Source organism: Agrobacterium sp. InxBP2, from assembly GCF_026191755.1.
In the GTDB taxonomy this organism is placed as follows: domain Bacteria; phylum Pseudomonadota; class Alphaproteobacteria; order Rhizobiales; family Rhizobiaceae; genus Agrobacterium; species Agrobacterium pusense.
Window position 1 is genome coordinate 58906 of record NZ_JAINDY010000036.1, and the last position, 12879, is coordinate 71784.

Here is a 12879-nt window from a genome sequence, read left to right on the forward strand (position 1 = left end):
ATCGTTCATTATCGGAACCAGAGGATATTCCGGAAATGAGATCGACCTACTCCCCTCCGTCCGGAACGGAACATACCCCTCATTTCTGGCCCTAACAGGAAGCTTTTCGCGCTGTTAGGCTGTTGTTCAGGAGGAGGGAGGAAGCGACGCAAACGGACAGGAGAAGGCTTATGGCCAGAACAGTTGTGAATGCGCTTGGAGACACACTCTACTATAGCGGCAGTTCCACCGGATTTTTCTCCGCCACGGGCTCCGGCCCGCTTCTTGCCGGTACGGCCGGCAATGATTCCATGTGGGGTGACAGTTCCGTCAATGTGACAATGGCGGGCGGCACCGGGGACGATATTTATTATCTTTATTCCAGCATCAATCGCGCCGTCGAAAATGCCGGAGAGGGTATCGATACGATCGACACCTGGATGAGCTATACACTTCCCGAAAATTTCGAAAACTTGCGGGTCACCGGCGATGGCCGTTATGCCTTCGGCAATTCGCTCGACAATATCATCACCGGCGGATCTGGCAGCCAGACGATTGACGGCGGTGCCGGCAATGATGTGCTGATTGGCGGCGGCGGTGCGGATACGTTCGTATTCACGAGCGGCAATGGCACCGATCTCATCATGGATTTCAGCGCCAATGACACGATCCGCCTCAATGGCTACGGCATTACCTCCTTCGAGCAGCTTGCAAGCAATGCCACGCAGCAGGGCAATGATCTGTGGCTGAATTTCTCGAATGGCGAAGCCGTCGTTTTGGCCGGAACGACCATAGACGATATCCAGCCCGACCAGTTCGAGCTCAGCCTCGACCGGTCATCCCTGACACAAACCTTTGCAGACGAGTTTGATACGCTGTCACTGCGCAACGGCGATCAGGGAACTTGGGATGCCAAATATTGGTGGGCACCGGAGAAGGGCAGTTCCCTGACGACGAATGGCGAGGCGCAGTGGTATGTCAACCCGGCATATACCGGTACGTCGGAGGTAGACCCGTTCAGCGTCAGAAACGGCGTCCTGACCATCACGGCTGCCGAGACCCCGCAATCGATCGCCGACGAGGTCGAGGGATATGATTACACCTCCGGGATGCTGAACACCTATTCCTCCTTCAGCCAGACCTATGGATATTTTGAAATTCGCGCCGATATGCCGACCGATCGCGGTGCCTGGCCGGCCTTCTGGCTTCTGCCGGAAGACGGGTCGTGGCCGCCGGAACTGGACGTCATCGAAATGCGCGGCCAAAATCCCAATACGCTCATCATGTCCACACATTCGAATGCGACCGGCGAACAGACTTCTGTCATCAACAATGTCAGCGTGCCGAGCACGGAGGGGTTTCACACATACGGCGTGTTGTGGGATGCCGAACACATCACCTGGTATTTCGATGATGTCGCCGTTGCGCAAACGGATACGCCTGACGATATGCATGATCCGATGTACATGGTCGTCAATCTTGCCGTCGGCGGCATGGCGGGAACACCCTCGGCAGGTGATTTCAGCGACGGTTCGCAAATGATGATCGACTACATCAGGGCCTATTCGCTCTCCGACTGGGCAGCGTGAACAGAATGCCGGCAGCCGCGTCCGCAACTGCCGGCATCTCCGGCGTCGGCCGATCGCGGCCGCGCGCAATTCGGTTCCCTTACTCTGCTGCGAGCAGTGTCCGTTCGGCATTAAGCGTCATCAGACGCCGCGCCGTTTCGAGGCTTGCGGGCTGCTCGGCCCGATAGCGACGGCCGATTTCCATCATCAGAACGGTGTCAGGCAGGAAGGTCAGTTCGGAGAAGATGCTCTCCCATTCAATGTCGCCCCAGCCGAGCGGCATATGCAGATCGCCGATGCCGAGCGCTGTGTTTTCCTGCGGAAAATAGGGCTGGTAGAAACCCTGCGGCCGGCCGAAGGAATCGTGGACATGGAGATGACCGGCGACCGGCGCCATGGCACGAAGCTGTTCACGGAAGTCCAGGCCACGATAAGTGGATTCGAGATATGCATGGCTGAAGTCGATCAGCGCCACGACATTGTCGTGGCCGACAGCCTTAACGGTCGCTGCCACCTCAGCCGGTGTCTGGCGGTATTGGCCGGGCTCGGTGGTGAAGATATTTTCGAGCGCAATCCGCACACCATAGGGCCGGCAGAATTCCGCGAGTTCGAAAAGCGCGTCGCGTTCACGATGATCGGCCTCTGCCCGCTCGGCGATCTGGTCAGCGCGCAGCGCGCCGCCATGCTGAACAAGAATACCCGCACCGATGCGGTCACAGAGAACGGCAAGCGCCTTCGCGGCATCGATCTGGTAGCGGCAGGTCACCGGATCCATGAAGTTGGATGAAACCAGGCCGTGCACCGTGTAACGGAAATCAAACTGCCTTGCGAGCGACACGAGACGGTCCGCGCGCTCCTCGATGATACGGCCGCCGGCAATCACGTCGAGGCTGGTGGCGGCGATTTCGACGGTGTCGCAGCCAATATCGGCAAGGGCACGCAAATCGTTTTCAAGCGTGGCGAACTCGCCATCGTCCGAGCCGGCGTTAAAACCGGTACCAATAAGATTGCTCACTTCGTCATCTCCAGAGCTAAGAAAGTCATGCGAATTCGCGCGACCCGCGCAGCGCGTCATGCCGCATCGAAAGATCAGGCCGGCCAGCACAGACATGGTCTGTCTCGGCCGAAGCGACGTGATAAGAAAAGTCCGTGCCCGCCGGCGAGGCCAACGGGTGGACTGTGGTGATGCGTCTCCATCGAGACCGATCACTCAATTAGGTTTGTTCATTTACAGCTTTATGACATTCCGCTGTGCGATGTCCGCAAATCGACGTGGCGGAAGCGGCGCTACAGGGCTGCGGAGGAGCCGGACTGGATGTCCACTCAGTTTCGGGGGGTGCGACAGTCTCCAAGTTCCAATGCCCGAATTAGTGGCGGACGATATCGGCGGTTGAGCCCGTTTTTGGGCAGGAGGAGTCAACCGAGATTACGCACCATGAAATAGATCAGCAGACAATGCCCAATCGCAAGCACTGCCCATGCCCATTTCGCGACCCTGATATCGGCGTCGACGACCATGTTGCTGATTTCCGCCCGGCGTCCCGCTTCTTCCCCCTCGCGCACTTCCAACGGGCGCGGCGGGAACGCCACCCTGGCCTCCGCCTCTTCCACGACATGAAGCCTGTCTTTATGAGCTTGCGGACGTGGATCCCCCTCGGCGCGCTCCGTCGAAAACGCACGGCTGTCGGAAGCGCTATTCACCGCCAGAAGCTGCGATGACACCCGCCTGTTACGCACGTTACCTTGATTGGGCATCATAATTTTCCACACAATAAAAATAAAAATATGCACCGGTATTCCCCGACCAAGCCTGAGCTCTGCCAGGTGAATCCACCGAACCCCCTCTGCCCGCGCGCCGCGCTCTCCCCTGAACGCGAAGCACCCCGCAATCAGCGCGCCGCGCCCGCGGGAAAACTCCGCCCGCCGGGGTGAGGTTTCGCCTCCCGCTGGATCAGGAAAACTGATTTCTCCACCGGCAGCGGCTCCACCGTCCGGTAACGCTGAAAACGTCTGGAATATTCGAACCGGATGAGCCTGTCGTCGAATTTACCCGCCAGAACGCGATAGCCGTTGACCACCTCGTTCAGGATTTCCAGTTCCTCTCCCCACAGCCAGCCGCCATAGAAAGTGCCTTCGTTCGAACGCAGCACGATCTCGAAGAAGTGTCCGCCCGCCACGGCAGGCATGCGGAAGAGAATGTCGAGATTGTCCTCATCCTGATCATCGCATTTTTCCGCCGACAGCCTTGCATGCGCGACCTTCGCGTGAACCAGCGCCGAGACCGGATAAAACGGGCGGCCCTTGAACCACATGAATTCACTAACCGCGTATCCGACGTCATCGGCGCGCTGGTAAGGCTCAATACGCGGCTCGAATGCCATGTAGCTTCCGTTGAACGCTATCACTTTCGATGATCCCCGATACCTGTCGCCTGCCGGTTCCGCCCGTCATTCACGCTTCCGTTTGCGACAATAGGCAGGCGGCGTCACACCAGCGTCAAATCGAATGCTATGATGACTTTCAATTTCCCGGGCACGTTGTTAGATGGTGATTCAAGGGGGACGAAAGTGGCTGGGAACGATGAACTGATAGCGATCCGGCTTTTTGGCACCCCGCGCTGTGAAGCGGTGCGGGAGGCATTTTTTCCGTCCAAGGGTTTTGCCCTCACGGCCGCCCTGATCCTTGCTCCCAACCAGTCCCTGTCGCGCCAGCACCTCGCATCGCTGCTGTGGGAAGATGTCGAGCAAAAAAGGGCGCTGGGCAATTTGCGGCAGCTCATTCTGCGCCTTCAGAAACTCTTCGGCGACGACGAGGCCATTCTGCTGACGGAAGGGAATGATCTGAAGGCCGGAAAGCTGGCGCAGCGCACGGACCTCGCGCTTTTTCTCGCCGATGCGAGAGCCGAAGACCCAATGCGGCGGCTGAAGGCCCTTCTGGAGTTCGGCGGCGACCTTCTGGAGGGACTGGATGCCGGCCAGGACCATCTCTACCTCTGGCTGCTTTCAGAGCGTCGCCGTCTCAAGGACCTGTTTTTTTCGAGCTACACGCAGCTTCTGGAGGAGCTGACCCGCTTCGGTCGCGCCAGCTCGAATGATATCGCCAGACTTTCCGAGCGCGCGCGCAATATCGAGCCGGAGCGCGAAGAAACCTATCGTGCCGCCATGGCCTCCTATGCGCGGATCGGCAATATCAGCGGTTGCGAGAGCATGTACCAGCTGTTGCTGGAACAGCTCCGCCAGGAGGGACGCACGCCGGAAGCCGAAACCGTCGCGCTGAGGCGGCGAATACAAAGCCTCACCGCGACAATCACGACCCCCGCCGAGCCGGAGGAAAGCAGTCGCCGGCAATCGCTGGCAAAACCGCGCGTGGCTTTCGGCCGGCCGGCGCGGGTGGACGGGCTATCCGTTTCACCGGTGATGCAGGCCTTTGTCGAAGACGTCGCAAACAGCCTTGTGCGGTATCGGACCTTCACCGTCCTTTCACCGCACAGTACCTTCGCGCTCTCGCATGACCGGGCGGATGACGGATATGCGATGTTGCGGGCCGATTATCGCATCACGTCGACAGTTTTTGACGATGCCCGCATGTCCGTGGCGCTGATCGAGGAAACGACCGGTGAAATCGTCTGGTCGCTGGAGGCGGTGCTGACCGAAAGGCACATCCACGCTGCCTTCCGGCTGCTGTCCAAACAGGTGGCTGCTGCGCTGGCGCGGGAGATCGAGCGGCTTCAGGTGGAACCCGACCGCAACCACAGTGGCGAGGCTTACCGGCAATTGCTGGAGGGCCAGCAGCTTCTGCGCGGCAAATGCGACCTGCCGCTCCTGCGCAGGGCCCGCTCGATGTTCCGCAAGGCTGTCGATCTCGATCACCGAATGGCGGTCGCCCGCGCCCGCGTTGCGCAAAGTCTGCAACTGGAGTGGCTGATGCTGGGCGGTAATGACCCTCACCTGCTGCACCGCGCCAAGGCCGAGGCTGACGCCTCTGTGGAGATTGATCCGGCCCTCGGCGTCGGCCACTGGATGTGCGCGGTGGTGGCGCTTTATCAGCGGGATTTCGACATGTCCGCCGAGAAATTCTTCGAGGCGGAAGCGCTCGCCCCAAACTCAGCCGACCTGCTTCTCCAGCATGCCGATGCGCTCGCCCATTTCGGTGAGGCGGAAGTCGCGTGGGAAAAATTTCAGCAGGCCATCGACCTCAACCCGCTCGCCCCCGATATTTACTGGTGGGCTGGCGCCAGCATCGCGTTTAAGCGCGAGGATTATGGGGCCGCGGTGGAACTCTGCGGTCGCATGGAAAACGATGAGCCCGCGCTGCGAGTTCTGACCGCAAGTCACGCGCTCCACGGAGATCTGGCCGCCGCCCGGGAAGCCGGCAGCAGGCTACAGGAAAACTATCCGGGCATGACGGCAAGGGAGATCAGCAGCCTGTCTCCGGACCGCGACCCGGTAGCAAACGAAAAATTTTATCAAGCGCTTCGTTTAGCCGGGATCAAATAGGAGAGAATATGTCGTCGCATTTCTTTATCGTCGGGAAAAAGGGTTTTGGCGTTCTGTTCATTCGCACCACGCCGCTCAGGGTTGCTTCGGTATCGCACGAAACGATCACCGCCTACGAGGCGAGCCACCCCGGCGTGGATGGTTACGCCCGCGTGGCTGCAGCAGCCAAGGCCATGCTTGTCCGCCAGGACGGCCAACCTGAAGCCGAGCTGGACCAGGTCCAGATTCAAGGCATCGAGGCGCTAGTCTCAGGCGGCGCCGTCGTATCCGAAGCCGATTTCGCCTTTATCGGTGAAGTGGTCGATGCCGGCTGGGATTTCAACCGCATGGTGCTGACGCCGATCGAAGCGGCACTGAAGGCAGTCGGGCCCGCGGGTTCGATCACCGGCGAATTGTTCGACGCGATCCTTGCCGACGACCCGAACGCCGCGCCCTGACGGCGATTGTGAAGCCTTGACCGCTCAAGGTCCTTCCATGTCAGCGACAACGGCCAAAGGTGATGCAGATGCTTCCATCTTCGATCCCGAACTGCTCCGGCGGTTCGGGATTACCCGTGTCGGCGACGTGACCGGCCTCGATATTGTCGGCATACCCGTCTGGTTTGCGGTTCGCCCCAATTCGCGCGGTTTATCGGTGTCACAGGGCAAGGGACTGGTTCCGGCGCAGGCGAGGCTCTCTGCCGTGATGGAGGCGATCGAAGGCGCGGTTGCCGAGGATACCCGCAGACACACGGCCGCTTTCGGCTCAATCCAGGATATGCGCGACAGGGGTTTTCCCTTAATCTCCTTCGAGAGCGTTGGCAGGGTCGATATGGACATGCTCGACCCCCAGCGTGAACGCGCGTGGGTGAAGGGAACATCGGTTCGTCGGCAGCAGGAGATCTACGCTCCCTTTGAGCTGATCGGCATGGATTTTCGAGCGGATTTCCCCTGGGACCGGCAAGCCTTCCTCATGAGTTCGCAGGGCCTCGCAGCCGGTTTCAATCATGACCACGCCGTCCTCCATGCCCTGCAGGAATTGGTCGAAAACGACGCCTGCTTTCTCGTGGACGCTTTCGAAACCCGCGCCGTCAGCCTCAGACCGATCCTGTTCCCAACGGGCGTTGAAACATCATTCGACAGGCTTGTCCGGCATCTTTCGGACATCGGCCTGTCGCCCTCGTTCTTTGATATGACAAATGCACTCGGCGTGCCGGTGGTGATGGCAAGCCTGCCGCGGTCGCTTCATGCGCAGGATGGGCCGGCGACCCGCAGCGCTGCCGGCGCGGCCTGCCGTCCCGACGTTTACGACGCCGCGCTTGCTGCGCTACTGGAGGCGGTCCAGTCGCGGTTGACGGATATTAGTGGTGCCCGCGACGATCTCTCCCCGCTTCGTTATCGGCGTGACGGGGTTGCTTCCAAGTCCGTGGCCCCCGCAGCAAATCAGGCAGAACAGGCGCCGGGCAGTCTCGACTTATCGCGTTTCGAAACCTCTTTGCCGCCATGGCGCCAGCTTGCGGAACACCTTTTTGCGCGTGGCATCGACGATGTCCATGTTTTTACGCTGGAAACGGACCTCCCCGGGCTGCACGTCGTGCGCGTCCTGGCAAGCGGGCTGGCCCCGCTCAGCCGCGGAATGCAACGCCTATCGCAACGAACGCTCGAGGGTTTTCTGAAGGCCGGGGGGACGACATGAGACCGGTGGTTTTCGCGGGCCCATCCATCCACGGCATTGCCGGCCAGTTCGCCGGCCTCGATCTTCGCGGCCCGGCGGCATGCGGCGATATTCTCGATGCGGTCGGTCAAGGCATCAAGGTCATTGGGCTGATCGATGGGCTTTATGGCGATTGCGCCGCCGTCTGGCACAAGGAAATCCTTTACGCGCTTGCATCAGGCGTCACCGTTTTCGGTGCCGCCAGCATGGGCGCGCTGCGCGCGGCGGAATGCGCCGCCTTTGGCATGATCGGCATTGGTCACGTCTTCGAAGACTATCGGGATGGACGGCGTTTTTCCGATGCCGATGTGGCCGTGAACCACGCCCCAAGAGAGCTCGGTTACAGCCCGCTCACTGTCGCGCTGGTTGACGCCGAAGCAACGCTCGCGGCGTGCGGAACCTCCTTCGGGCCCGCAGAGCGGAACGCCCTGCTGCATGCCGCCCGCTCTCTGCATTTCACCCGCAGGACCTGGCGCTCCGTCACCACGGAGGCCGGTCTCGAAGCCGAAGCGGCAAATCTTCTCGCCGCTCATGCTGTTTCCGTCAAACGAAACGACGCCGCCCTGCTTCTGGCCATACTGAACGGCAGCGCGTTACCCACCCCGCCACCGCCAGGCTGGAAATTCCAGAATACTCTCTTCTTGCAGCAATTGGCGTCCGGACGGACCGCGAGAGATCCACGCGGTGACCACTGATCGGCCTTCGCCTCTGATAGCCGATTGCGGCGGCCTCATTGAGACGATCGCGCTCTCGCTGCCCGCCGCTTGGTTTGCCGACGCCGGGATCGGCTTTACCGTTTCACCTCTTGCTCCCATCGGTAACCTGCTTTTGACCCTGCCGCGAAATGTCGCGGTTCTTCTGCTGGTTGATCGTCCGTGCCTTGCAGCGGCGCGGAGCTGGCTCGATCGTCTCGCTGTCAAGTGTCAGGTAGACTTGGTGACGCTTGATGAACCCGGCACCGTTCCGCACCCGTGGATACAGGATATGTTCCATGTCCAGCTGCGCGCAGACGCCCTGACACCGGAATTGGTCTCAAGCGGGGAGAGCGCTATAAGCCAGGCGCTTGCAGCCCGTTTAGGCTTCGCGACCGCAATCTCCGATGTCATCTTGCCCGGCGGCAACCAACTTGTCGGCCCGGATTACCGGCTGGTCGGCCACGCCAGCCTGCAGGGCGGCGCAGAAAGCGCGCGAAGCGCGCCGGCCACCCTTTCACGTCGTTGGCTGCGGATCGAGGCTCTTGATCCACGGACCGTCTTCAGCTTCGGCTATAGGCCGGAAGACCTCGGCGAAACAGTCCAACCCGACCTTTCGCAGACGGGGTCCGGACCGGCAATGGCCGCCAGGAACATCCACCAGTGCGGTTTCCACGTCGATCAGTTCGTTTCGATAACCGGACTTCGGCGCGACGGGCGGCCGCTTCTGCTCGTCGCCGATCCGGAAGCCGGTAACATGCGCTACCCCCGTGCCGCCGAGGAGCTGAAACGGAAGCTGGACGCGTCTGCTCTTTCACTCGCGCGCCAGGGTTTCGCCATCCTGCGAAATCCCGTGCCGGTTTTGCCCACCATCGACACCAACAAATGCCTGCCGAGGCTTTACAACAACGTCCTCCTTGAAAACGTGACGCGCAACGGCGAGACCCAGCCGTTGGTCTGGGTTCCGCATTTTGGCGATCTGGAACTGCTCACGAACTTCGATGCGGAAAATCGGCGGATATGGGAAAGCCTCGGCTTTCGTGCGATCGGTGTTTTGGGTTTCAGTCATCTTGCAAGCCGCAACGGGGCGTTGCGGTGCGCTACAAAGGTTATAATGCGGGGCCTCTGACAATCGATTCCAGATGAAAAACCCTGTTCTTTTGGCAATAAAGGTTCATAATACCCGTGGAAATTGTGTTGAATGTATACCTTCGACAATATTAATTGACGATCATCGAATTTAGCCCTCACAGCCGGAGGAATTTGTAATGCAAGCGAAACTACCCAGCCCGATCGATGTACATGTGGGCGCGCAAATCAGAATGCGCCGCAAGTCGCTCGGCATGAGCCAGAGCGCGCTGGCCGGGCGATTGGGCATCACCTTTCAGCAGGTGCAGAAATACGAAAAAGGCGCCAATCGCGTCGGCGCATCACGCCTGCAGGCCATAGCATCCATCCTCGGTGTAGAGGTCAGCTCGCTATTCGCCAATGCCACGCCCGACGGCGGAGAAGCCAATCCGGCCCTCGGCTCGATCAACGCCATGCAGACATTTGTCGCCTCCAACGAAGGTTTTTCGCTCAACCAAGCCTTTTCGCGCATCAGGAGCGCCGCCGTGCGCAAGAGTATTGTTGCCCTCGTCACATCATTGGCAGCTTCGGAAGCCATTGAAAATGCTGGCACCGCGGAAACCAAGAACGACGATTGACGCAGGTGTGACGCTCGCGTGACGCTCGATGTGGTCGAAAATGAACAACGCGGTATCACGCGTTCTCATACTGTCGACTGTCGAGAGGGAATCATGGTCACGCCTACCACAGCAGTACTTGAACAGGACGATGCAGACGAGATTCTGGCGCTTGGGCGGATGGTTTCCTACCTATGCCAGCGGTCGAAATCTCTGGAACTAGGCATGTCGACCTATTTCCTGGAAATGGCCTTGTTGTCGCTCGCCCAGGACATCAATCAGCACGGCCTGCCGCTCACAGCCGCGGAGGCGAATGGGGGTGGTTTCGCTCCGGCCGACCTGCATTGAACGGGCGGCCGGCGTAATCTGCAGGAATGAGCGCCTCCATCTCGATCTCCGGTCATGAGGCGTCGGTCCGCTTTTTTCGTGCCGCTCCGGCGCGGCCGGTCCGTCGGTAGCGCTTTCGGTTTTCTGCAAATCCAATGACAAAGGCCCGGCTTACCACCGGGCCTTTGTCATTAACAAGCGCTGCGAAAGGAAGTCCGAAGCCGCTTCGGATTTTGCGCGTCTTCGGACGGAATATTCGACAGTCAGGATACGACCGCGCCGGGGCCTGCCACGGCACCCGCAGGCACCTTGCCCAGAATGATCATCCCGAGCACTTCGTCCTTGGTCACATCCTCGGTGCGGGCATGGCCCACCACCTTGCCGTTTTTCATCACGAACACACGATCGGCGAGATCGAAAACGTCGTGAATATCGTGGCTGATGAGAAAGATGCCGATGCCCTGCCGTTTCAGCTCCTTGACGAGATCGCCGACCTGCGCGGTCTCCTGCGGACCGAGCGCCGCCGTCGGTTCGTCCATGATAAGGATGCGGGCGTCAAAGAGAATGGCACGGGCAATGGCAACGGACTGCCGCTGGCCGCCGGACAGCGCCTTTACCGGCTCCTTGAACCGCCGAAAATTCGGGTTGAGACGTCCCATGACCTCACGCGCGGAGGCTTCCATGGCGACATCGTCCAGCGTGCCCCATTTCGTCTTCAGCTCGCGGCCGAGATAAAGATTGGCTGCCGCATCGACATTGTCGGCCACGGCAAGCGTCTGGTAGATGGTCTCGATGCCATATTTCTTGGCGTCACGGGGATTGCGGATATCCGCCTCTTCGCCATTGATGAGGATATCGCCGCTATCGCGCCGATAGGCGCCTGAGAGTATCTTGATCAGGGTCGATTTGCCTGCGCCGTTATGGCCGAGAAGGGCGACAACCTCGCCGGGGAAAAGATCGACAGAGGCGTTTTCCACCGCGTGGATGCCGCCGAAGGAAATGGAAATATTGCGCATTTCCACGAGGGGCGTGACTTGGTCCGTCATAGGAGTTCTCCTCGGTTCTTACTTGGCGCGGGCGCGGTAGATGGTGTCGAGCCAGACGGCGACGACCAGAACCACACCGACGACGATGCGCTGGAAGGGCGTATCGATGCCCACCAGCACCATGCCGGATTGCAGCGACTGCATGACGAGCGCGCCGAGCATCGCACCCGCTATGGTTCCGACGCCGCCGGCAAGCGAGGTGCCGCCGATGACGGCTGCCGCGATGGTGTAGAGCTCATCGAGCTCACCCTGGGCATTGGTAGCGGCATTGAGGCGAGCGGTTGAAATCGCCGCGGCGATGGCGCACAGAACCCCCATCAGCGTGAAGATCTTCACCGTGACCCAGCGGGTCTTGATGCCGGCAAGTTCGGCAGCTTCCGGGTTGCCGCCGATGGCGAAGACATACCGTCCGAAACGAAGCCGTGTGGCGATGAAGGTCATGACCGCACCGACGGCAAGCGCCATCAAAACGGGAATGGCGATGCCGTGCGGAATGAACAGGCCGCCATCCGGCCAGGCGATGCCGTTGGCATCGGCATAGTTGCGGGCAATGTTGACCGGCCATGGGTAGCTGTTGACGACGGCCACGAAACCGATGACGACAAGGCATCCGAGCGCAGCCAGAAAATACTCCGCCCAGACGGGCCGTAGCGGAAAGCCGAAACGTCGGCGCTGATGGCGTGAATTCAGGATCGCCGCCACAATGGCGACGCAGGCGACGGCCGCGGCTATCCAGCTCCATGTCGCACCGATCGAGCCGCTGGTGCCGCCCCCCATCAGGCGGAAGGTGGAATCCATCGGCGCCACCGTGCGGCCGCTGGTGATGAACCACGTGCCGCCGCGCCAGACGAGCAGGCCACCGAGCGTGACGATGAAGGAGGGTACGTTGAGGAAGGCGATGATGGAGCCCTGCAACATGCCGATCGCGCCGCCGACGAGAATGCCGACCGCAAGCGTGACAATCCATGTGGCCCAATGTTCGAAGCCAAGGATCTGCGGCAGGATTTCCGCCTGCATGACACCCATGATCATACCCGAAAAACCGAGGATGGAACCCACCGAGAGATCGATGTTGCGGGTGACGATGACGAGGACCATGCCGGTTGCCATAACGGCCACGGACGCCGTCTGTACGGAAAGGTTCCAGAGATTTCGCGGCGTCAGGAACAGGCCGCCGGACAGGATATGAAATCCGATCCAGATCAGAAGAAGTGCGCCGACCATCCCGAGCAGGCGGGTATCGAGTTCCGTGGCGCTGATGAAGCGCGCAATCGAGCCGGTCTTTTCCGTCTTGGCGGACGCTGTGGAATTGGATTGGGTCATATCGGCCATGAACTGCCGGTGCTCCTCACATCTTAAAGGGCGCCGCGCCATGAACCATGGCGCGGCGCCCG

At 60.3% G+C, this 12879-nt stretch carries 13 protein-coding genes; 8 read left to right on the forward strand and 5 right to left on the reverse strand.

The genetic code is table 11. From position 1 onward, the window contains the following. The first annotated feature begins 170 nt into the window (after nt 1-170). Complete coding sequence (locus tag K7A42_RS24480; RefSeq protein ID WP_004445580.1) at nt 171-1568, forward strand: family 16 glycosylhydrolase; 1398 nt, start codon at nt 171-173, stop codon at nt 1566-1568. A gap of 79 nt (nt 1569-1647) precedes the next feature. On the opposite strand, the gene K7A42_RS24485 is transcribed toward K7A42_RS24480, so the two are convergent. The 3 genes from K7A42_RS24485 to K7A42_RS24495 all read right to left on the reverse strand — a co-directional run bounded on the left by K7A42_RS24485 (nt 1648) and on the right by K7A42_RS24495 (nt 3928). Continuing rightward, on the reverse strand, nt 1648-2562 hold the full coding sequence (locus K7A42_RS24485) for a TIM barrel protein (RefSeq protein WP_072493435.1): 915 nt from the start codon (nt 2560-2562) through the stop codon (nt 1648-1650). Nucleotides 2563-2963: 401 nt separating this feature from the next. Further along, the gene (locus K7A42_RS24490) at nt 2964-3302 is read right to left on the reverse strand and encodes a hypothetical protein (RefSeq protein ID WP_282456056.1); all 339 of its coding nucleotides are present in this window, start codon (nt 3300-3302) and stop codon (nt 2964-2966) included. A gap of 134 nt (nt 3303-3436) precedes the next feature. Beyond that, nucleotides 3437-3928 (reverse strand): hypothetical protein, encoded by a 492-nt coding sequence (locus K7A42_RS24495; protein ID WP_004445587.1) that lies wholly within the window; start codon nt 3926-3928, stop codon nt 3437-3439. 132 nt (nt 3929-4060) lie between these two features. On the opposite strand from K7A42_RS24495, the gene K7A42_RS24500 reads away from it, so the two are divergent. The 7 genes from K7A42_RS24500 to K7A42_RS24530 all read left to right on the forward strand — a co-directional run bounded on the left by K7A42_RS24500 (nt 4061) and on the right by K7A42_RS24530 (nt 10460). Beyond that, nucleotides 4061-6043 carry a BTAD domain-containing putative transcriptional regulator gene (locus K7A42_RS24500; RefSeq protein ID WP_282456057.1) on the forward strand — a complete coding sequence of 661 codons (1983 nt, stop codon included), beginning with the start codon at nt 4061-4063 and terminating at the stop codon, nt 6041-6043. A gap of 8 nt (nt 6044-6051) precedes the next feature. Beyond that, nucleotides 6052-6480: a hypothetical protein gene (locus K7A42_RS24505; protein WP_004445589.1), complete on the forward strand. Its 429-nt coding sequence runs from the start codon at nt 6052-6054 to the stop codon at nt 6478-6480. Nucleotides 6481-6517: 37 nt separating this feature from the next. Continuing rightward, nucleotides 6518-7717 (forward strand): YcaO-like family protein, encoded by a 1200-nt coding sequence (locus K7A42_RS24510; protein WP_282456058.1) that lies wholly within the window; start codon nt 6518-6520, stop codon nt 7715-7717. Beyond that, nucleotides 7714-8430 carry a TfuA-like protein gene (locus K7A42_RS24515; RefSeq protein ID WP_282456059.1) on the forward strand — a complete coding sequence of 239 codons (717 nt, stop codon included), beginning with the start codon at nt 7714-7716 and terminating at the stop codon, nt 8428-8430. Before K7A42_RS24510 ends, K7A42_RS24515 begins: the two co-directional genes overlap by 4 nt. Then, nucleotides 8420-9556 carry a hypothetical protein gene (locus K7A42_RS24520; RefSeq protein ID WP_282456060.1) on the forward strand — a complete coding sequence of 379 codons (1137 nt, stop codon included), beginning with the start codon at nt 8420-8422 and terminating at the stop codon, nt 9554-9556. Before K7A42_RS24515 ends, K7A42_RS24520 begins: the two co-directional genes overlap by 11 nt. A gap of 139 nt (nt 9557-9695) precedes the next feature. After that, nucleotides 9696-10133 carry a helix-turn-helix domain-containing protein gene (locus K7A42_RS24525; protein ID WP_006697702.1) on the forward strand — a complete coding sequence of 146 codons (438 nt, stop codon included), beginning with the start codon at nt 9696-9698 and terminating at the stop codon, nt 10131-10133. 93 nt (nt 10134-10226) lie between these two features. Then, nucleotides 10227-10460: a hypothetical protein gene (locus tag K7A42_RS24530; protein WP_004445594.1), complete on the forward strand. Its 234-nt coding sequence runs from the start codon at nt 10227-10229 to the stop codon at nt 10458-10460. Between the two features lie 242 nt (nt 10461-10702). Here K7A42_RS24530 and K7A42_RS24535 read toward each other — a convergent pair whose 3' ends face one another. Beyond that, entirely contained in the window at nt 10703-11485 is a 783-nt protein-coding gene (locus K7A42_RS24535) for an ATP-binding cassette domain-containing protein (protein WP_072493206.1), read from the reverse strand. A gap of 18 nt (nt 11486-11503) precedes the next feature. Then, entirely contained in the window at nt 11504-12817 is a 1314-nt protein-coding gene (locus K7A42_RS24540; RefSeq protein ID WP_004445596.1) for a sugar ABC transporter permease, read from the reverse strand. Nucleotides 12818-12879: the final 62 nt, after the last annotated feature.

Excerpts from the sequence above, each read along its gene's own strand:
- K7A42_RS24530 (WP_004445594.1), top strand. The coding sequence starts at position 10,227 with ATGGTCACGCCTACCACAGCAGTACTTGAACAGGACGATGCAGACGAG.
- K7A42_RS24535 (WP_072493206.1), bottom strand. The coding sequence starts at position 11,485 with ATGACGGACCAAGTCACGCCCCTCGTGGAAATGCGCAATATTTCCATT.
- K7A42_RS24490 (WP_282456056.1), bottom strand. The coding sequence starts at position 3,302 with ATGCCCAATCAAGGTAACGTGCGTAACAGGCGGGTGTCATCGCAGCTT.
- K7A42_RS24510 (WP_282456058.1), top strand. The coding sequence starts at position 6,518 with ATGTCAGCGACAACGGCCAAAGGTGATGCAGATGCTTCCATCTTCGAT.
- K7A42_RS24500 (WP_282456057.1), top strand. The coding sequence starts at position 4,061 with ATGACTTTCAATTTCCCGGGCACGTTGTTAGATGGTGATTCAAGGGGG.
- K7A42_RS24495 (WP_004445587.1), bottom strand. The coding sequence starts at position 3,928 with ATGGCATTCGAGCCGCGTATTGAGCCTTACCAGCGCGCCGATGACGTC.
- K7A42_RS24505 (WP_004445589.1), top strand. The coding sequence starts at position 6,052 with ATGTCGTCGCATTTCTTTATCGTCGGGAAAAAGGGTTTTGGCGTTCTG.
- K7A42_RS24480 (WP_004445580.1), top strand. The coding sequence starts at position 171 with ATGGCCAGAACAGTTGTGAATGCGCTTGGAGACACACTCTACTATAGC.
- K7A42_RS24525 (WP_006697702.1), top strand. The coding sequence starts at position 9,696 with ATGCAAGCGAAACTACCCAGCCCGATCGATGTACATGTGGGCGCGCAA.
- K7A42_RS24540 (WP_004445596.1), bottom strand. The coding sequence starts at position 12,817 with ATGGCCGATATGACCCAATCCAATTCCACAGCGTCCGCCAAGACGGAA.
- K7A42_RS24515 (WP_282456059.1), top strand. The coding sequence starts at position 7,714 with ATGAGACCGGTGGTTTTCGCGGGCCCATCCATCCACGGCATTGCCGGC.